Raw genomic sequence first — 17,336 nt, 5'->3', positions numbered from 1 at the left:
CGGCGCGAGGCCGGCCTTCCGCAGGAGGTAAAGCGCCGCGCAAGAAACGGCCTCAGGACGTCGCCGGCCAGTGGCGGGCGAACACCGGTGCCAGCGCCGGATGCTGATCGATGCGCTCCAGCACGCCGGCCCAGCCGGGCCGGGCCGCCCGCAGGTGGGCCCTGGCGCCCGACCACCGGGACACCACGGCCGCCAGCAGGTCCAGCGCGCCGGGCTGCTCGCCGCCCAGGAAGGGGTCGGCCGGGAAGCTGTCGGCGAAACGCTCCCACAGGTGTCTCAGGCGCGCCTGCGTGCCTTGCTTCAGGCGTTGCCGCTCGGCGTCGCCTTCGGCCAGGGTCCAGCGCTCGGGATAGTCCATGATGCCGACGGCCGCATAGCAGTTGGTCGCGATATACAGCAGCCCTCGGATGTTCTGTGCCCGGGCAGCCGGCTCGGCGGGCAGGAGCCCGCTGTCGGGGTGACGCAGCCCCAACTCGATCAGGATGGCGGCACTTTCGGTCATCGTGCTGCCGTCGGGCCAGCGCAGGGCCGGTATTTGCAGCAGCGGGCTCACCTCCCTCAACGCCTCGAGGTCGGACTCGGCCGCCCAGGACGCGGCATCGACGTTGCGGAAAGGCAGCCGTGCCAGCGTCAAGGCCGCCTCGATCGCCGCGCTGCCGCTGTTTTGCGTGCCATAAAGCAGGTGTTCGTCGGTGTTCAGGACCATGGTCGTCTCCTAAAGCGAATTCCGTGAAGGTGCAGTTGCGATGGCGGGGCAGCCGGTGCAAGGCGCAGCGCCGGCGCGCAGGCTTTTTGCTAAGTCGACGGGGATCATCTTCCATCCGACACCCCGTCCCATGACCGCCCCGCCGAAAACCCCTCATCCCCTGCTTTTTGCGCCGGCGGCCAGCCAGGGTTCCGTGCCGGACACCGAGATCGGCCGGCTGTTCCACGAGATGGATTGGTCGGCGACGCCGCTCGGTCCCGTCGAGGTCTGGCCGCAGAGCCTGCGCATCGCCGTCAGCATCGCGCTCAACTCGCGTTTCCCGATGTTCGTCTGGTGGGGCAGCGAGCTGGTGAACATTTACAACGACGCCTACATCCCGGTGCTGGGCAAGCGCCATCCGCAAGCCTTCGGCGGCCGAGCGCGCGAGATCTGGAACGAGATCTGGCCGGTTCTCGGGCCCCAGGTCGACGAGGTGATGCAACACGGCCGGGCCACCTGGAACGAGCGGGTGCTGCTGGTCATGGAGCGCAACGACTTCACCGAGGAGACCTACTTCACCTGGTCCTACAGCCCGGTCTACGACGACCAGGGCGGCATCGGCGGGCTGTTCTGCGCCTGCAGCGAAGAAACCCCCCGCGTGCGCGTCGAGCGCGAGCGGGATGCCTTGCTCCAGCGGGCGCAGGGCACCGTCACGACGCTGCAGGGCTGGTTCGACAACGCACCCGGCTTTGTGGCGGTGCTGCGCGGGCCGGACTTCGTGTTCGAGATGGTCAACCGCGCCTACTACCAGCTGGTGGGGCACCGGCCGATCGAAGGCCGCCCGGCTTTCGAGGCCTTGCCCGAGGTGCGCAGCCAGGGTTTCATTGAAATCCTGGAGCGGGTCTACCGCGAGGGGGAGCCATTCATCGGCCGCGGCCTGCGCCTGATATTGCAGAAAGAGCCCGGCGGCCCCTTGTCGGAGGCCTTCGTGGACCTGGTCTACCAGCCGGTGTTCGATGTCCACGGCCGGGTCAGCGGCATCTTCGCGCAGGGCCACGACGTGACCGAGCAGGTACGCGCCGTCGAGGCCCTCAAGGAAGGCGACCGTCGCAAGGACGAGTTCCTCGCCACGCTGGCGCACGAGCTGCGCAACCCGCTCGCCCCCATCCGGCAGTCGGCCAAACTGGTCAAGACGCCGGGACTCACGGCGGCCCAGCACCACTGGGCCATCGACGTGATCGACCGGCAAGCCACCCACATGGCCCTGCTGCTCGACGACCTGCTCGACGTGGCCCGCATCTCGCGGGGGCGCCTGGAGTTGCGCATGGAGCCGGTGGCCCTGTCCTCGGTGGTCGCATCGGCCGTCGAGACCGCTCAGCCGCTGATCGAGGCCAAGCGACACCGCCTCAGCGTCACCCTGCCTGCCGAGCCGGTGGTCCTGACGGCCGACCCGCTGCGGCTGGCCCAGGTGCTGTCCAATCTTCTGTCCAATGCCGCGAAATACATGGACGACGGTGGCGCCATCGAGGTGCAGGCGCAAGCCCGGCCGGGTGCCGTCGCGATCCGTGTGCGCGACAACGGCATCGGCGTGGCGCAGGAGTCGCTGCAGACCCTCTTCCAGATGTTCTCGCAGGTCTCCTCGGCGCTGCAGCGTGCCGAGGGCGGTCTGGGCATCGGCCTGGCGCTGAGCAAGGGTCTGGTGGAGATGCACGGCGGCAGCATCGAGGCGCACAGCGACGGGCTGGGCCGCGGTGCCGAATTTGTCGTGCACCTGCCATGGATGCAGACCGAATCGCTGGAGGGCGGGCAGCCCGAGGCGCCCCAGGGCCAAGCCGCGCTGCGGCGCAAGGTCCTGATCGCCGACGACAACCACGATGCCAGCACGACCCTGGCCGCGCTGCTCGAACTGGACGGTCACGAGGTGCATACCGCCAGCACCGGCAACGAGGCGCTCGCCCTGGCCGAGCAGTTGCGTCCCGACATCGCCATCCTCGACATCGGCATGCCGGGGCGCAACGGCTACCAGGTGGCCAGCGAGATCCGCCGCGCCGACTGGGGCCGAGGCATGACCTTGATTGCGCTGACCGGCTGGGGCCAGGCGGAGGATCGGCGGCAGGCCGTGGCCGCCGGCTTCGACGAGCACTGGACCAAGCCGGTGGACACCGACACGCTGCAGGCTCTGTTCGCGACGCCGGGCCGCGCCGGATCGTCTCAGGCCGGGCCGGCCAGGTAACGCCCCTGCAGGTGGGCCCGGAAAAACGCCGGGTTGAGCGCCTCGCCGCTCGCGCGTTGCGCCAGCTCGTCGGTGGTCCAGCGGCTGCCCTGCTGCCAGATGTGCTCACGCAGCCAGTCGAAGACACCCTGCAGTTCGCCGCGGGCGATGCGGTCGTCGAGGTCGGGCATCTGGCGGCGCATCGTCGCGAACCACTGCGCGGCGTACATCGCGCCCAGCGTGTAGCAGGGGAAGTAGCCGAACAGGCCCTCCGCCCAATGCACGTCCTGCATGCAGCCGTCGCGGAAATTGCCGCGCGTGTCCAGGCCCAGGTAGGCCGCCATCTTCTCGTCCCACAGTCCCGGGATGTCCTCGGCCTCGGCGTCGCCCTCGATCAGCGCGCGCTCGATCTCGAAGCGCAGGATCACGTGGGCGGGATAGCTGACTTCATCGGCGTTGACGCGGATGAAACCGGGCGACACGCGGGTCAGCAGGCGGTGCAGGTTGCCGGCCTCGAAGGCAGCCTGGGCACCGAAGTGGCGCATCAGCAGCGGCGACAGCTGCTCGGCGAAGGGCCGGCTGCGCGCCAGCTGCATCTCGAAGGTCAGGCTCTGGCTTTCGTGGATCGCCATCGAGCGCGCCTGGGCCACCGGCTGGCCGAGCCCTGCGCGTGGCAGGTTCTGCTCGTAGCGCGCGTGGCCGGTCTCGTGGATGGTTGCCATCAGGCTCTGCACGAAATTGTCCTCGCGGTAGCGGGTCGTGAGGCGCACGTCCTCCGGCACGCCGCCCGAGAAGGGGTGGGTGCTCTCGTCCAGTCGGCCGGCCTCGAAGTCGAAGCCGAGCAGGCTCATCACCTCCTCGCTCAGGGCCCGTTGAGCCTCGCGCGGGAAGGGCCCCTGGGGTGCGATGACGGGCTGGCCGGCCTGCGCCGAGGCGACGCGGGCGATCAGGGCCGGCAGCCAGCTCTTGAGATCGGCGAACCAGGCTTCGACGCTGCTGGCTCGCATGCCGGGCTCGTAGGTGTCCAGCAGCGTGTCGTACGGCGACAGCCCGGATTGCGCCGAGAGCAGCTGCGCTTCCTGGCGGGCCAGCCGCAGCACCGGGCGGAAGTTCTCCAGGAAGCCGGTCCAGTCGTTGGCCGGGCGTTGCCGACGCCATTCGTGTTCACAACGCGAGGCCGCCAGCGAGCGGGCCTGCACCAGCTCGTCGGGGAGGGCGGTGGCGCGCTGCCAGGCGCGCTCGATCTCACGCAGGTTGGCTCGCTGCAGTTCGTCCAGCGGCTCCTGGGCGGCCCGCGCCATGTCGTCCTTCAGGCGGGGCTCGGTGCCGAGCCCGTGCAGCAAGCTTGCGATCTCCGCCAGGGCCGCGCCCCGCGCTTCGCTGCCCTTGGGCGGCATGTTGCAAGCCTGGTCCCAGTGCGCGATGGACTGCAGGTGCCGAAGGCGGTGCAGCCGCTGCTGCAGCCGTTCCAGGGTGTTGTAGGCCGGGGTGGAGGGCGAGGGCATCGGCGGGCTCCTGGTGTTTAGGGTGCGCGCGCCATGATGGACCAGCGGCGGCTGCCTGCCTAGCCCGCTTGCGAGCCTTCGCCGGGCCCGACCCCGGCTGTGTCTCTCGCCGGGATCGGGCTGGCTTGGGTGCCGCAGCGAATACCGGGCGGTTCACCCATCGCGCAGCTCTCAGACCGAGGTCCCGATGACCCTCAGGATGGCCGCGATCAGCTCATGCGGCCGCAGGGGCTTCGCGCAATGCGCGTCGAAGCCTGCGGCCAAGGCCGTCTGGCGGTCCTGTGGGCGCGAGAAGGCGGTCAGCGCAATCGCGGGCAGGCGCGGGCCGCCCGGCTGTTCGCGGCGTCTGACCTCGCGGATGAGCGCATAGCCATCCTGGCCCGGCATGCCGATGTCGCTGACGAGCACGTCGGCCATCAGGGTCTGCAGGCGGTGCAGTGCATCGGCGTAGCCCGTCGCCGCGACCACGCGCGCGCCCCGGTCGCCCAGGATGACGCCCAGCATCTCGCGCGCGTCGGGGTCGTCTTCCACGGCCAGCACGGTCAGGCCGCTCAGGTCCTCGCTCATCAGCGCGCTGTCGGGGGCGTCGGCGGGCGCTTGCGCGGGCCATGGTCGGACACCCCGGCCCGAGGTCACGGACGCCGCCGACGGCAGCCGGACGGTGAAGGTCGCCCCGCGTCCCTCGCCCTCGCTGGTCGCGCTCACGCTGCCGGCATGCAGCTCCACCAGGTGCTTGACGATGGACAGACCGAGGCCCAGACCGCCGTGGTAGCGGTTGCTGGCCGAATCGCTCTGCGTGAAGCGGTCGAACAGATAGGGCAGGAACTCGGGCCGTATGCCCTGGCCCTCGTCGCGCACCGACAGGATCAGACAGGCGCCGTCCTGCGCCAGCGTGACGTGGATGGGGCCGCCGGCGCGCGAGAACTTGATCGCGTTGGTCATCAGGTTCCACACCACCTGCTGCAGCCGCGCCGGGTCGGCGAGCACCGGCGCCAGAGTGCCGGACGACGTGATGCACACCTCCAGGGATTTGTCCCGCATCGACGCCGCGAGCGCACCGACGGCCGAGCGGACCAGTTCCTCGACGTCCACCGTTTCCAGCTCCAGGCGCAGCTTGCCCAGGTCCATGCGCGACATGTCGAGGATGTCGGAGATCAGCCGCGTCTGCGTCTTGGCGTTGCGCTCGATCGCCTCCAGCCCGCGCGGCAGGTCCGCGGCGGCGCCGGCACGCTTGAGCACATGCACCCAGCCGAGGATCGCGTTCAGTGGCGTGCGCAGCTCGTGCGAGAGCACCGCGATGAATTCGTCCTTGGACCGGCTCACCCGTTCGGCCGCTGCGCGCGCGGCCTGCTCGCGCTCCAGCAGCTGCTCGCGCTGCTGGGCCAGCGCCACGCGCTCGGAGATGTTGCTGGCGATCGCCATGCTGACGCCGCGCTCCACGTGGGCCGACAGGCTCCACTCCAGGTGCACCAGCCGGCCCTCGGCATCCAGCAGCGGGAAGTCGCCCCGCCACACACCCTCCCGGCTCTTGTCGAGATAGCCGGCGATGCGCGCCTGCCACTCGGGCGGCGCGAAGTCGGGCACGCGGCGTCCCACCACCTCGTCGTGCCGGCGGTGCAGCATTGCCAGCATCGCCGGGTTCACGTCGACGAAACACCCCGTGGTGTCGATCAGGCAGATGCCGCTGAGCGCCTGGTCGTAGATGGCCCGGAAACGCGCCTCGCTGCGGCGCATGCCGTCCTCGGCGCGGCGCGCCCGCACCAGTGCCTGCACGGTCGCGACCAGCAGGGCGGGCTCGGCCGGATGGGTCATGTAGGCGTCGGCCCCCGAATCCAGGCCGCGCACCTTGTCGTGGTCACGCACATAGGCCGCCGACAGGTAGATCACCGGCACGCGCGCCGTCTCGGGACGGTTGCGCAGGGTCCGGCAGACCTCGAAGCCGTCGGTGTCGGGCAGGTGCACGTCCAGCACCACGGCGGCGGTGCCGGCGTCCGCAAGCGTGAGCGCCTCGCCCCCGGTGGCGGCCTCGCGGGGGCGGAAGCCGGCCGCCTGCAGCACGCGCGACGTGGCATAGCGGGTCGCCGGGTTGTCGTCGACCACCAGCACCTCGGAGACGGTCCCGGCCTCAACCGCTCCGAGCATGATCACGCTGCCGCTCCCGGCGCGCCGGCGTCTTGCGCGGTTGGCAGTCGCAACGGCACCGTGACCGAGAAGACCGAGCCGCTGCCCAGCTCGCTTTTCAGCGCCACGCTGCCGCCCAGCAGCTCCGCCAGGCGCTTGCTGAGCGACAGGCCGAGGCCGGTGCCGCGCAGGCGCTTCTGGATCGGCGAATCGACCTGGGTGAAGTCCTGGAAGATCGCGTGGTGGAACTCCGGCGCGATGCCGATGCCCGTGTCCGAGACGGCGAAGGTGACGCTGTCGTCCGCGTTGCGGACCGCGGAGACGCGCACCTCACCCCGCTGCGTGAACTTGAGCGCGTTGGAGACGAAGTTGCGCAGGATCTGCGCCAGCTTGCGGTCGTCGTTGAACAAGGGCGGCACGTCCTGCGGCTCCTCGAACACCATCACCACCTCCGGGTTCGTCAGCACCGGCTTGAACATGCCGCGCAAGGCCGAGAACAGGTCGACCATCTCGAACCAGGCCGGGGAGATCTCGACCCGCCCGGCCTCGACCTTGGCCAGGTCCAGCAGGTCATCGACCATCTCGGAGAACTCGGCCGAGGTCTCCTGGATGAAGCGCACCTGGGTTTCCTGCTGTGGTGTCAGCGGCCCGTCGATGCGGTCCATCAGCAGTCGCGCGATGCTGCGGATGGAGCCGATCGGGGTGCGGAACTCGTGGCTCATGTAGGCCAGGAAGCGGCTCTTCAGCTCGGTGGCATGGCGTAGCTCCTGCGCCTGCGAATCCAGCTCGGCATACAGGGCCAGCACGCCGCGGTTGGTTTCCTCGAGTTCGGCGCGCAGGGCCTCGAGCTCGGCGCTTCTGGCGTCGAGCAGGGCTTGCAGCGAGCCCGGCGCCGGCTCGGCTTGGGGAGGATCGGCGGCGTCCAGGCTCATCGGGGGCTCCCGCGTTTGAGGACCACCACGGTGGCGTCGTCGCGGCCGCGGCGCTGGTCGCGCATCAGCCAGGCGGCGACCAGCGCCGGGTGGCGCTGCAGCAGCCCCTTCGAGTTGTCCAGGTTCCAGCGGGTCGTGATCCCGTCCGAGTGCAGCACGATCAGGGTGTGCTCCGGCCAGTCGTAGCGCAGATCCTGCAGGCGGCGGATCTGGAGGCCGGCGGTGCCGTGCTGGGAGACCAGCGAGCGGTCTTCGACCCCCGAGATCAGGCGGCCGGCGATATTGCCCGCGCCGCAGTGGATCAACGACTTCTGCCCGGCGTCGACGTGAACCAGGGCGACGGCCGCGCCGCGGGTCGACCGCAGGGCCTGGTGCACCCGCTCCAGCACCCGGCTGGGAGCCTCGAAGGGCCCGCTCCCGAATGCCGCAACCGCGGCTTCGGCCGCAGTCCCCGCCTCGGGGCCGTGGCCCAGTCCGTCGGCCACCAGCAAGGCCGCCTGCTCGCCGTCCTGCACCAGGCCCCAGGCATCGCCGCTCACCGTCTCGCCGGGCGCCGCGAGCGCCACGGCGCCGACCGAAAAGGCGGGCGCGGGCCGCGCCGCACCGGCGTGCCGGGCCACGCGGGCCAGGATGACGGTGCCGGCCGGCACCTCGGAGTACATGTCGAACTCGTCGGCGAGGCGGCGCACCGCCCCCAGGCCGTTGCCCGGCGTCCCGCCCGTGGAATAGCCGTCCCTCATGCAGGCCGGCAGGTCGGCGATGCCCGGCCCGTGGTCGAGCGACAGCAACTCCACCCACGCGTCGCCGTCGTCGGCCGTCACCGGCGCCAGCAGCAGCTGCCCTCGCTCGGCATGGCGGACGAGGTTGGTGCCGAGCTCGGTTGCGACCAGAGCGACGCGCCCGGCTGCCACCTCGTCGAAGCCCAGGCTTTCGGCCAGGCGCACGGCCGCGCGCCTGGCTTCGCCGACCTGGCTGGCTTCGTGAACGTCGAAAGCGAGATGGCAGGGCAGCGACATCACTTCCACCGCGTGATGGTGACGCAGGTGCCGGCGCCGACGGCGGTGCGGATCTCGAATTCGTTGACCAGCCGCTTGCTGCCCGACAGGCCCATGCCCAGCCCGTTGCCCGAGGTCCAGCCGTCGGTCAGGGCCAGTTCGAGATCGGCAATGCCGGGCCCCTGGTCCTCGAAGTGCAGACGCAGGCCCGGGCGCAGGTCGCTGCCGACCACTTCCCAGCGCATCTCGCCGCCGCCGCCGTAGACCACGGTGTTGCGCGAAAGCTCGCTGGCGGCCGTGACCATCTTGGTCTGGTCGACGAGCGAGAACTTCAGCTCCTGGGTCAGCTTGCGCACCGTCTGCCGGCTCATCACGATGTCCTGCTCGCTGCGCAAGGGCATCGATCCTTCACGCGTGGGCGTCAAGTGCCTGCTCCCTCGGGGCCGAGTTCAGCATCTGCATGCCCCGCTCGACATTCAGTGCGGTGCGCACGCCTTCCAGCGACAGCCCCAGCTCGACCAGCGTGATCGCGACGGCGGGCTGCATGCCGACCACGACGGTGGTCGCGTCCAGGACCCGGGCAATGCCGGAGATGCCGGCCAGCATGCGGCCGATGAAGGAGTCGACGATCTCCAGCGCGGAAATGTCGATCAGCACGCCGTGGGCGCCGGTGGCCTCGATCTTCGCGGCCAGCTCGTCCTGCAGCGCCAGGGCGGTCCGGTCCTGCAGGTCCACCTGGATGGTGACCAGCAGGCACTTGCCCATCTGGAGTATGGGGATGCGATCCATCGCGCTGCGCCTCAGGCCCGGGTGCGGGTGACGGTGTGGCCGGTGCGCTTGAGGGCCAGTGCCAGCGCGTCGGCCAGCGTGGCCTTGGTGTTGATGCCCTGCAGGTCGATGCCCAGGTGCACGATGGTCTGCGCGATCTGCGGGCGGATGCCGCTGACGATGCAGTCGGCGCCCATCAGCCGGATCGCCGTGACCGTCTTCAACAGGTGCTGAGCCACCAGCGTGTCGACGGTCGGCACGCCGGTGATGTCGATGATGGCCAGTTCAGAGCCCGACTCGACGATGCGCTGCAGCAGGGTTTCCATGACCAGCTGGGTGCGGGCGCTGTCCAGCGTGCCGATCATCGGCACGGCGAGCACGCCGTCCCACAGCTTGATCACCGGGGTGGACAGCTCCAGCAGCTCCTGCTGCTGCCGGCGGATGATGTCTTCCCGCGTGCGCTGGTAGGTGGACACGGTGAACTGCGCCATCTTGTCCACCAGCATCGAGATCCACCAGGTCAGCTCCATCAGGGTCTGGGTATCGCCGCCTGAGCGCTGCACGCGCTCGAACAGCGGCTTCTTGAGCGCCAACACGAACACGCTGGTGTCGCCGGCCGAAGCACCCTGCGCTGCGCGCGAGCCCGACAGGCGTTCCAGCTCGCTGCGCAAGGCGTCCCAGGCGGCCGACTGGAACTGCGCCGGGTCGCCGTCGGCGCGCACCGCCTCGTGAAAGGTCTTGAGCAGTGAGGCGGCCTCGGCCTCCATGCTGCCGTTTCCGGTCTTCCGGGCAATGCCGGCGGTAAAACATTCTGCAAGCCATTCCTTCAGGATGTCTTCGCGGCTGGATTGCAGCAGTGCCTGGATCGCAGTGTTTTGAGTTCTCATTCTTGATGGCGCAGTGTGAAGAAAAGTCCGGGAGGCGCTCCCGCTCCGGGAAGTCGGGCTGGTGGCGGGGGACCATTATGGATTCCCCCTCGGCCAGCAGGTCGGGATCGGAAAGCAAACGGTATGCCGGCAAGAGCGCCGGAGATCCTGCCCGGCCGCGGCATCCCTAACTCCTGAGACGGGCCTGGGCTTTCGCAAGGAGCATTCGATCCAGATGCCGGTGCCCGGCCGGGACCAGCTGCTGCAGCCTTTCAAAGGCCAGCCCAACAGGGTCTGCTTCAGCGGGCACTATGACGACCTGCAGCTGTGGGGCAACAAGAAGGCTTGCGTCTGGTTCGAGAAGGACGGCGTCGAGCTGATGTCGGGCGGCGCATCCGAATGGCTGGATGGCGCCGTCTTGCTGTTGGGCGGCTTCTCCCGGGCGTGGTGCCCGCCGCCGACCCGGCCTCGCCTTGATGCGCCTCGGACCTGGGGCTAGATTCAATTTTCTGCCCGTGCCCCATGCGGCTGCAGGTTCCAAGGCTGCTTGGAGCACGATCCCTGTCCAGCCTTGCCATGGGGAGCCGCCGTGAAAAGGATTTTGTTTCCTCTCGTACTGTTTGCTTGCGCGGAAGTCCTTGCGCAGGTTCATTCCGCCCGGCCTGGCCTCGTCGATGCTTTTCTCGCGCCGGACGATCTTCCTTCCAGCCTGCCGGTCATCCATCCCTCCGCCCTGAACCGGCCCAGCCCCGGGGCGGCGGTGCGTGCCGACTCGGCCTTGATCCGCTTCTTCCAGAACGGCGGACCGGGCGGGCTTTGCCTTGACGGCGATCTCAACACCATCGGCCGGGACGGTGGCAAGGTCCAGCTCTGGGCCTGCAACGGACAACCCCAGCAAGGCTGGATCTTCACGCCGCTGGGCGACAACATGTGGACGATACAGAACCACCTCAGCGGGCAGTGCCTCGACGGCGACCTCAACGGCATTCCCAACGACGGCGCCATCGTGCAGCTCTGGCGTTGCAACGGCTGGCTCAACCAGACTTGGCACTTCGACGGCCTGCACTTCCGCAATGCCAACGGCTGGCAATGCCTGGACGGCGACCTCAACACCTTGCCGGCCAACGGCACCCGGGTTCAGCTGTGGGCCTGCAACGGGTGGCGCAACCAGGCCTGGGTGCTGTCGCAGTGAACCCACCGGCGCCGTCCGGTGCCCCGGGAGCAAGACGCCGGCGGCTTCGCCCTGCATGCCGGCTATCGGTGGTAACCGAGCCTGGTCAGCGGACCGACAAACGGCTAAGGTGCTGGCACAAACTTCGGGAGAAGCCCATGCTCACTATCGCCCGTCGCCCCTGCCTCCCCCTGCTCGCCGCCCTCGGCGCCTTGACCCTGGCCTGCGCCACGGCTGCGCAGGCCGTACCGCTCAGTCCGGGCGACTTCGTGTCGCCCTTGCCGGGAACGACCGTGGCCGCCGAACCCCAGCTGGCGGGGACAGTGGTCGAAGACGTGATGCGCAGCGTCTCCGGGACCTTTGCCCAAAGTGGGCAAAGCTTCTCCTTGGAGATTCAGGACCGGGTGGTCCTCGCGGACGACGGCACCTATGACTTCTACTATCGCGTCACGGTGCTCGACAAGCCGACCGGCTATCCGGTCACGCTGCGGCGCGACGGCTTGGCCGGCTTCGCAACGAATGCCGGCTGGCGCATCGATGGCCTGGGTGACGAAGGCGTGCAGTCCGCCACGCGCAGCGTCGACGGCAACGCGGTGCAGTTCGACTTCGGCTTCGAGCTCAACGAGGGCGAAAGTTCGCGCTTCTTTTTCGTCGATACCGACGCGACCGCCTATGCCGAAAGCGGCACCGGCACGGTCGACCTCACGCCTTCGCACCTGGAGACCGGGGTCGACAGCTTCACCACCTTCGCCCCGGTGCCCGAGCCTTCGACCGCCGCGCTGGGCCTGCTGGGCCTGGCGGCGCTCGGTCTGGCGGGATGCCGACGGCAGCGCTAGCGCTTGAGAGCGCCGGGCTCACGTCCTGCACGGCGGCGGCCTCTTGCCGCCAGTGCCGCCAATCCGGTCAATGCGAGTGCCCAGCTGGACGGCTCGGGCACTGCGGCCGTCACGCCGAAGGCGGACGCCGTCGAGCGCGCCGAAAGATAGCCATACAAGGGGGCCGCGCCGAGGTTCTGGAAGCTCACCGACAGGGCGCCGGAGGCATCCTCGACATCGGCCAGTGCGTCCACCGTGGTGACTGCACTGCGCTGGCTCAGGCTGTCCTGCGGGCCGCTGCCGTCGCCGGGGTCGGCCGCGCGGATGCGCAGGAAACTTTCCGCCTGTGCGAACTCGAAGGCGAAACCTTCAGCGCCCGCTTCGCCGGTGTCGAGCGCGGTGACCGTCGCGTCGGCCGTGATGGTGATGGCGCTCATCGGTGACAGCTGCAGTCCGAAGTCACCCGAAAAGAAGACATTGCTTTCGCTCGACGCGAAAGCGCTGGCGCTGCCGCGCTCCAGGCTGGTGGCCTCGGCGTGCAGCGAATCGGCGGTCGACCGGGCGATGGCGCTGTTGTTCGCCACGGAACGGGCCAGATCCAGCGGGGCGATGAAGGAGAAGTCGGCCTGGATGGCCGAATCGCTGGTGCCCAGCACGCTGTTCTGTACATCGACCGTCAGCTCGGTGCGCTGGCGGTTGGGCGCGTCCGGGTCCGCCACGAAAGAAAAGGACGGCGCAATGCCGTCGTCGGGGGCCAGGTCCACCAGCGTGAACTGCAGGTGGTCGAGGCGAGCCACGGCGACGGCACCGGACCAGGCGCTGCCGGGCAGGGCGAGGGCGGCGGCGAGGCCGCAGGCGCCCCAGCGCGAATGCAGACGGATAGGCATGGAGCTGCTCCTTGAACACGGGTCCGAGGGGCTGGCGGCAGCCGCAGCTGGCACCAGGCTACGGCTTCTGTCCCGGCGACGGGGACGAATGGTGGCCGGCAGATGGTGCCGTCAAGCGCTGGCGAAAGCAAGGCAAAGTCGCTTGGAAAGGGGGCGGTTACATACGGCAGTTGCATTCTGAAAGGTCAGTGCGGGGTGGCTGTGGAACACTGCCGCGCTTCGACTATCAAAGGCCGAGCTCGCATGTCCCACCCATTGCCGACCGTCTTTCGCCTGCTGCTGGCAGCCTTTTGCGCGATGGCGGCGTGGCCGGCGTTCAGTGTCGATGGGATCACGGCATCACAGATCACGCTCGGCATGTCCACGCCTTTGTCCGGACCCACCGGTGCCTATGGACAGCAGATGCGGGAAGGCGTCGAGGTCTATTTCGCCAAGACCAATGCCGCTGGCGGCGTGCAGGGCCGCAAGCTGCAATTGGTGGCGCTGGACGACGGCTATGAGGTCGATCGCGCCGTGTCCAACACGAAGCGGCTGATCGAGCAGGAGCGCGTGTTCGCGCTGCTCGGCTTCTACGGCACCGCCTCGACCACGGCGGTCCTGCCGGTGCTCGACCAGACCGGCGTGCCGCTGGTCGGCACGGTCAGCGGCGCGGAGGTGCTCAGGTCCCCGGTCAACCGCCACATGTTCCATCTGCGCGCGAGCTATGGCGACGAAACAGCCGCCGTGGTCAAGAACCTGGTGACCGTGGGCGTGCGGCGCATCGCCGTGGTCTACCAGGACGACGGCTTCGGTCAAGCCGGTCTGCTGGGTGTGAAGGCGGCGCTCCAGGAGTACCAGCTGCAACCGGTGGCGGTCGCTTCGCTGCCGCGCAACTCGGTGGAGGTGGCTCCCGCCGTGGCGGCCATTGCCGGCTCCGAGGCCCAGGCGGTCGTGATGGCGACGCTCTACCGCCCGACGGCCGCTTTCATACGGCAGATGCGCCACCAGGGCGAAAAGCCTTATTTCGTGGCGCTCTCGCCGGTGGGCACCGACCAGCTGGTGGCCGAGCTGGGCGCCGAGGACTCGCGCGGCATCCAAGTGGCTCAGGTGATTCCCTACCCATGGGCCGACAAGCTCGATGTGGTGCGCGAGTACAAGCGCGCGATGGCGGCGCACGCAAAGGGATCGCCGCTGTCCTACTACGGTCTGGAGGGCTACCTGAACGCGAAGCTGATGGTGTCGGCGCTCGAACGCGCCGGCCCCCTGCCCACCCGCGAGAAGCTCATTGCGGCCCTGCGCAGCGGCCCCTTCGACCTCGGCGGCTACCGTATTGCCTACCTGCCGGGCAGCAATTCGGGTTCGGCTTATGTCGAAATCAGCGTGATCGGGGCGGGCGGGCGCATCCTCAATTGAAGGCTGCGACCGCCGCCGTCTCGATCGGGGGACCGGTTGAGACAGCCTTCCCGGCACGACTGGCACGCGGTGTCCCATAAAATGGACGCAAGGACGTTGACTGCGGGCATACCGCGTGTGGCGGCGTCCCGGGGAGGAAAGCATGAATCTCGTCTATCTCATCAACGGTGCGCCGTTCACGCGGAGCGACGCCGGCGGCATCGAGATACCGGTCCACGAGAACACCCTGGCCGGTGCCCAGAGCGCGATCTGTGCTGCGTACAAGACCGAGGGGTATGAGGTCAGGCGCATCGAGGTGCTCGACTGGAGCGGTCCCATGAAGCTCCTGGCGGTGTATGCGTACGCCGAGCCCGCCTACGACAATCCGCCGGCCCTTCTGCTGTTCACGGTCAGGGAGGGTGCCGAGGTGGCCGGGCAGAGCGCGGGCGATGCAATGCCGCAGCGCCGAGAAGGGGTATAGGCTTACTTCACTGGGCCGATTGTGGACAAACGACTACATTAGCGGCTCAGACATACACAAGACCGTTTCTTCAAGGTCTTATCCCGTTCCGTTCCGCGACCTTGTCGCGGAGCCGGCCTAGGTTGAAATCCCGGTTTGACGTTTCTTGAGTGTTTCTGGTTCGCGCGATTGTCTTGCGCGAATTTCTTTTTCTTTTCCTAACCACTGAAGGAATTTCATCCATGACAACCGAAACTGGCACCGTGAAATGGTTCGACGACGGCAAGGGCTTTGGCTTCATCACGCCTGACACCGGCGGCAAGGACCTGTTTGCCCACTTCAAGGAAATCGCCGGCTCCGGCGGCTTCCGCAGCCTGCAGGAAAACCAGCGCGTCGAATTCGAAGTGAAGCAGGGCCTGAAGGGCCCTCAAGCGTCGAACATTCGCGCGCTGTAAAAAGACGGGGCGCCTGTGCCCTGCACGGGCGGCAGGCCCCAGCGAAAAACGCGGCTTCGTGCCGCGTTTTTTCATGGGCGTATCGTCTCCACCCTGAGCCCGTCTCCCCTTCATGCGCCCGAAGCAGCGACCCCCTTGCCACCAGGCCCTGCCATTTGACGAGCCCAGGCTGCCGGGGTCAGGCCGACGGCGCCCTTGAAGCGCCGCGTGAAGTGGCTCTGGTCCGCGAAGCCCGCCGCCAGGGCAGCGGCCGCCGCAGGCTGTCCCTGGCGCAGCGCCCATTGCGCGTGCCGGAGCCGGACGCTGTTGAGGTAGACATGCGGCGGCACGCCGAAGGTCGAGGTGTAGGCCCGCGTCAGGTGTGCCCGGGAGAGCCCGGCCACCTGCGCCAGGTGTGCAACCGTCAAGTCTTCGCTGAAGTGCGCATCGATGTAGTCGCGCACCGCCTCCATGCGGCGGTGCCCCGGACTCGGTGGCGCGGGAAGCGGCCTCGTGTCCGCGTGGCGGCTCAGCAGTGTGGTCACGAGCCGTGCGAGCAGGATCTCGGCGCGCAGCGATTCCTGGCTTTGGCCGGCGGCTTTCACGGCACGCAGGACCTCCTGGCCCGCGGGCAGGTCCTCGACCACTGTCGATCTGAAGTAGCGGCCGGCGCTCCCCTTCACGCGCTCGTCGGCAAGCCGGTTCAGGGTGTCCGGGGACAGGTAGAGGATGGCGTATTCGAAACCGCGCTCGGAGCCGCTTTGACCGTCGTGAGGCTCGTCGGGGTTGAAGAGAATCACATTGCCGGGGCAGCTGTCATGCCGCCGCCCCCTGCAGTTGAAGCTTTGGACGCCGCCGGTCGTGACGCCGATGGAATAGGTGTCGTGGCTGTGGCGCTCGAAGGCATGGCGCATGAAGCGGGCCTTCAGCAGCGTGACGCCGGGAAGCGACGCGGGGGAAAAGTGGGCCCAGTCGCGGGGAGAAGGCAGGACACCGTCATGCATGCAACAAGCGTACAAGACGGCCGGGGGACGTGACAAGACACTGAGCAGTCCGCCAACTCCAGGAGTTCTCATGCCTCATGCCGCTGTCGATCTCGGCGACAAACTGACCCGCTTCCACGACCACTGGGCGCCGCGCACCGTTGCGGAATTCAACGGCCACGACGTCATGGTCGTGAAAGTCCAGGGCGAGTACCGCTGGCACGTTCACACCGACACGGACGACTTTTTCCTCGTCTTGAAAGGCCGCTTGTGCATCGACCTCCCCGACGGCACGGTGGAACTCGGCGCGGGCCAGGTGTTTGTCGTGCCTCGCGGCGTCGAACACCGCCCCCGGGCCGAGGAGGAAGTGCATCTCCTCCTGATCGAGCCGACCGGAACGCCGAACAGCGGTGACGTGCGCACCGCAGCCCCCAGGCGGGTGGTCTGACGGAAGAAGCGAGCTGCCTGCGGCCGCCATGCCGCAGGGCCGGCCGCTCCTCGTGCTGATCGGCATGTAAGGTCGAGGCATGGCCCCGCGATACCAGCACCCCGTGCCGGCGATGCGTTGAGGCGCGCCGTACGTCATGCGCCCCGGTTCGGCCCGTTCCCTGCTGGCTAGGATGGGACCTGGTCCCCACTGTCGGTCATTTTTCAATGTCTCGCTCTGGTCTGCGTCTCAAGGCAATCCCGTTCCGTGCCGCCCGCGGCGTCCACCCCATCTCGGACGTCACGACCTTGCGTTTCTCCGAAGGGCGTCTCGAGCTCACGCTCGCCTGCGAACTGCGGGGGAGTGGCAAGGTCGTGGGGCTGGAAGTGGTGTTCAGCGAAGCCTCCGGCTTCCGTTACCTGGACGAACTCGACCTTTGCAGGTATTGGAGTTCGGACGCCTTCCCCGGCGACTCCTATGTGCTCGAAGTCCAGCAAGGCGGGTGGGCCGACGAAGAATCCGGCCTGCAGGGCTTCGAGCATCCCCGCAGGGAGTGGCTGGTCGTCACCGGCAACGGCTGTGTCAGCGTCTTCTCGAAAGACGAGCCCGAGGTGCGGAATGTCAGCTGGCTCGCGGAAGCCAAGTCCTACACGTCAGTACACGTCGAGCACGCGCAATAGGTCGAGAACGAAAGGCCGGCGGCG

General features: G+C 68.5%; 19 protein-coding genes. 9 read left to right on the top strand and 10 right to left on the bottom strand.

The window, feature by feature from the left end:
- Positions 1–52: 52 nt before the first annotated feature.
- A complete protein-coding gene (locus OOT46_RS09415) occupies positions 53–706 on the bottom strand; it encodes a glutathione S-transferase family protein (protein ID WP_265403340.1) in 654 nt (217 codons plus the stop codon).
- Positions 707–836: 130 nt separating this feature from the next.
- On the opposite strand from OOT46_RS09415, the gene OOT46_RS09410 reads away from it, so the two are divergent.
- Positions 837–2,918, top strand: a complete 2,082-nt coding sequence (locus tag OOT46_RS09410) for an ATP-binding protein (protein ID WP_265403339.1) — start codon at positions 837–839, stop codon at positions 2,916–2,918.
- Here the strand turns inward: OOT46_RS09410 and OOT46_RS09405 are convergent.
- The 7 genes from OOT46_RS09405 to OOT46_RS09375 form a co-directional block, all read right to left on the bottom strand.
- Positions 2,897–4,402, bottom strand: coding sequence for a carboxypeptidase M32 (locus OOT46_RS09405; protein ID WP_265403338.1), 1,506 nt, complete (start codon positions 4,400–4,402; stop codon positions 2,897–2,899). The genes OOT46_RS09410 and OOT46_RS09405 overlap by 22 nt on opposite strands.
- 171 nt (positions 4,403–4,573) lie before the next feature.
- Entirely contained in the window at positions 4,574–6,544 is a 1,971-nt protein-coding gene (locus OOT46_RS09400) for a response regulator (protein WP_265403337.1), read from the bottom strand.
- 2 nt (positions 6,545–6,546) lie between these two features.
- Positions 6,547–7,455 carry a sensor histidine kinase gene (locus OOT46_RS09395; protein ID WP_265403336.1) on the bottom strand — a complete coding sequence of 303 codons (909 nt, stop codon included), beginning with the start codon at positions 7,453–7,455 and terminating at the stop codon, positions 6,547–6,549.
- The gene (locus OOT46_RS09390) at positions 7,452–8,471 is read right to left on the bottom strand and encodes an ATP-binding SpoIIE family protein phosphatase (protein WP_265403335.1); all 1,020 of its coding nucleotides are present in this window, start codon (positions 8,469–8,471) and stop codon (positions 7,452–7,454) included. Before OOT46_RS09390 ends, OOT46_RS09395 begins: the two co-directional genes overlap by 4 nt.
- Positions 8,471–8,851 (bottom strand): anti-sigma regulatory factor, encoded by a 381-nt coding sequence (locus OOT46_RS09385; protein WP_265403405.1) that lies wholly within the window; start codon positions 8,849–8,851, stop codon positions 8,471–8,473. Before OOT46_RS09385 ends, OOT46_RS09390 begins: the two co-directional genes overlap by 1 nt.
- A gap of 7 nt (positions 8,852–8,858) precedes the next feature.
- Entirely contained in the window at positions 8,859–9,239 is a 381-nt protein-coding gene (locus OOT46_RS09380) for an STAS domain-containing protein (protein ID WP_265403334.1), read from the bottom strand.
- 11 nt (positions 9,240–9,250) lie between these two features.
- Entirely contained in the window at positions 9,251–10,105 is an 855-nt protein-coding gene (locus tag OOT46_RS09375; protein ID WP_265403333.1) for an STAS domain-containing protein, read from the bottom strand.
- Positions 10,106–10,319: 214 nt separating this feature from the next.
- Between OOT46_RS09375 and OOT46_RS09370 the strand changes: the two genes are divergently transcribed.
- The 3 genes from OOT46_RS09370 to OOT46_RS09360 all read left to right on the top strand — a co-directional run bounded on the left by OOT46_RS09370 (position 10,320) and on the right by OOT46_RS09360 (position 12,091).
- Entirely contained in the window at positions 10,320–10,583 is a 264-nt protein-coding gene (locus tag OOT46_RS09370; RefSeq protein WP_265403332.1) for a hypothetical protein, read from the top strand.
- Positions 10,584–10,673: 90 nt separating this feature from the next.
- Positions 10,674–11,276, top strand: a complete 603-nt coding sequence (locus OOT46_RS09365) for an RICIN domain-containing protein (protein ID WP_265403331.1) — start codon at positions 10,674–10,676, stop codon at positions 11,274–11,276.
- 137 nt (positions 11,277–11,413) lie between these two features.
- Complete coding sequence (locus OOT46_RS09360; RefSeq protein ID WP_265403330.1) at positions 11,414–12,091, top strand: PEP-CTERM sorting domain-containing protein; 678 nt, start codon at positions 11,414–11,416, stop codon at positions 12,089–12,091.
- On the opposite strand, the gene OOT46_RS09355 is transcribed toward OOT46_RS09360, so the two are convergent.
- Entirely contained in the window at positions 12,088–12,957 is an 870-nt protein-coding gene (locus tag OOT46_RS09355; RefSeq protein WP_265403329.1) for a PEP-CTERM sorting domain-containing protein, read from the bottom strand. The two genes, OOT46_RS09360 and OOT46_RS09355, sit on opposite strands and share 4 nt — an antisense overlap.
- Positions 12,958–13,200: 243 nt before the next feature.
- Between OOT46_RS09355 and OOT46_RS09350 the strand changes: the two genes are divergently transcribed.
- The 3 genes from OOT46_RS09350 (at position 13,201) to OOT46_RS09340 (ending at position 15,243) form a co-directional block, all read left to right on the top strand.
- Positions 13,201–14,349 (top strand): ABC transporter substrate-binding protein, encoded by a 1,149-nt coding sequence (locus OOT46_RS09350; RefSeq protein WP_265403328.1) that lies wholly within the window; start codon positions 13,201–13,203, stop codon positions 14,347–14,349.
- A 142-nt stretch (positions 14,350–14,491) separates the two neighbouring features.
- Positions 14,492–14,809 (top strand): hypothetical protein, encoded by a 318-nt coding sequence (locus OOT46_RS09345; protein ID WP_265403327.1) that lies wholly within the window; start codon positions 14,492–14,494, stop codon positions 14,807–14,809.
- Between the two features lie 221 nt (positions 14,810–15,030).
- The gene (locus OOT46_RS09340) at positions 15,031–15,243 is read left to right on the top strand and encodes a cold-shock protein (protein ID WP_265403326.1); all 213 of its coding nucleotides are present in this window, start codon (positions 15,031–15,033) and stop codon (positions 15,241–15,243) included.
- A 110-nt stretch (positions 15,244–15,353) separates the two neighbouring features.
- Here OOT46_RS09340 and OOT46_RS09335 read toward each other — a convergent pair whose 3' ends face one another.
- The gene (locus tag OOT46_RS09335) at positions 15,354–16,226 is read right to left on the bottom strand and encodes an AraC family transcriptional regulator (protein ID WP_265403325.1); all 873 of its coding nucleotides are present in this window, start codon (positions 16,224–16,226) and stop codon (positions 15,354–15,356) included.
- Between the two features lie 70 nt (positions 16,227–16,296).
- Between OOT46_RS09335 and OOT46_RS09330 the strand changes: the two genes are divergently transcribed.
- Both OOT46_RS09330 and OOT46_RS09325 read left to right on the top strand, forming a co-directional pair.
- A complete protein-coding gene (locus OOT46_RS09330; RefSeq protein ID WP_265403324.1) occupies positions 16,297–16,653 on the top strand; it encodes a cupin domain-containing protein in 357 nt (118 codons plus the stop codon).
- Positions 16,654–16,859: 206 nt separating this feature from the next.
- Positions 16,860–17,312 carry a hypothetical protein gene (locus OOT46_RS09325; RefSeq protein WP_265403323.1) on the top strand — a complete coding sequence of 151 codons (453 nt, stop codon included), beginning with the start codon at positions 16,860–16,862 and terminating at the stop codon, positions 17,310–17,312.
- Positions 17,313–17,336 lie beyond the last annotated feature (24 nt).

It is taken from the genome of Aquabacterium sp. A7-Y (assembly GCF_026153205.1).
In the GTDB taxonomy this organism is placed as follows: domain Bacteria; phylum Pseudomonadota; class Gammaproteobacteria; order Burkholderiales; family Burkholderiaceae_C; genus Caldimonas.
This window is presented reverse-complemented; position numbering and strand designations above follow the sequence as displayed.

Excerpts from the sequence above, each read along its gene's own strand:
- OOT46_RS09415 (WP_265403340.1), bottom strand. The coding sequence starts at position 706 with ATGGTCCTGAACACCGACGAACACCTGCTTTATGGCACGCAAAACAGC.
- OOT46_RS09410 (WP_265403339.1), top strand. The coding sequence starts at position 837 with ATGACCGCCCCGCCGAAAACCCCTCATCCCCTGCTTTTTGCGCCGGCG.
- OOT46_RS09405 (WP_265403338.1), bottom strand. The coding sequence starts at position 4,402 with ATGCCCTCGCCCTCCACCCCGGCCTACAACACCCTGGAACGGCTGCAG.
- OOT46_RS09400 (WP_265403337.1), bottom strand. The coding sequence starts at position 6,544 with ATGCTCGGAGCGGTTGAGGCCGGGACCGTCTCCGAGGTGCTGGTGGTC.
- OOT46_RS09395 (WP_265403336.1), bottom strand. The coding sequence starts at position 7,455 with ATGAGCCTGGACGCCGCCGATCCTCCCCAAGCCGAGCCGGCGCCGGGC.
- OOT46_RS09390 (WP_265403335.1), bottom strand. The coding sequence starts at position 8,471 with ATGTCGCTGCCCTGCCATCTCGCTTTCGACGTTCACGAAGCCAGCCAG.
- OOT46_RS09385 (WP_265403405.1), bottom strand. The coding sequence starts at position 8,851 with ATGCCCTTGCGCAGCGAGCAGGACATCGTGATGAGCCGGCAGACGGTG.
- OOT46_RS09380 (WP_265403334.1), bottom strand. The coding sequence starts at position 9,239 with ATGGATCGCATCCCCATACTCCAGATGGGCAAGTGCCTGCTGGTCACC.
- OOT46_RS09375 (WP_265403333.1), bottom strand. The coding sequence starts at position 10,105 with ATGAGAACTCAAAACACTGCGATCCAGGCACTGCTGCAATCCAGCCGC.
- OOT46_RS09370 (WP_265403332.1), top strand. The coding sequence starts at position 10,320 with ATGCCGGTGCCCGGCCGGGACCAGCTGCTGCAGCCTTTCAAAGGCCAG.
- OOT46_RS09360 (WP_265403330.1), top strand. The coding sequence starts at position 11,414 with ATGCTCACTATCGCCCGTCGCCCCTGCCTCCCCCTGCTCGCCGCCCTC.
- OOT46_RS09355 (WP_265403329.1), bottom strand. The coding sequence starts at position 12,957 with ATGCCTATCCGTCTGCATTCGCGCTGGGGCGCCTGCGGCCTCGCCGCC.
- OOT46_RS09350 (WP_265403328.1), top strand. The coding sequence starts at position 13,201 with ATGTCCCACCCATTGCCGACCGTCTTTCGCCTGCTGCTGGCAGCCTTT.
- OOT46_RS09345 (WP_265403327.1), top strand. The coding sequence starts at position 14,492 with ATGAATCTCGTCTATCTCATCAACGGTGCGCCGTTCACGCGGAGCGAC.
- OOT46_RS09340 (WP_265403326.1), top strand. The coding sequence starts at position 15,031 with ATGACAACCGAAACTGGCACCGTGAAATGGTTCGACGACGGCAAGGGC.
- OOT46_RS09335 (WP_265403325.1), bottom strand. The coding sequence starts at position 16,226 with ATGCATGACGGTGTCCTGCCTTCTCCCCGCGACTGGGCCCACTTTTCC.
- OOT46_RS09330 (WP_265403324.1), top strand. The coding sequence starts at position 16,297 with ATGCCTCATGCCGCTGTCGATCTCGGCGACAAACTGACCCGCTTCCAC.
- OOT46_RS09325 (WP_265403323.1), top strand. The coding sequence starts at position 16,860 with ATGTCTCGCTCTGGTCTGCGTCTCAAGGCAATCCCGTTCCGTGCCGCC.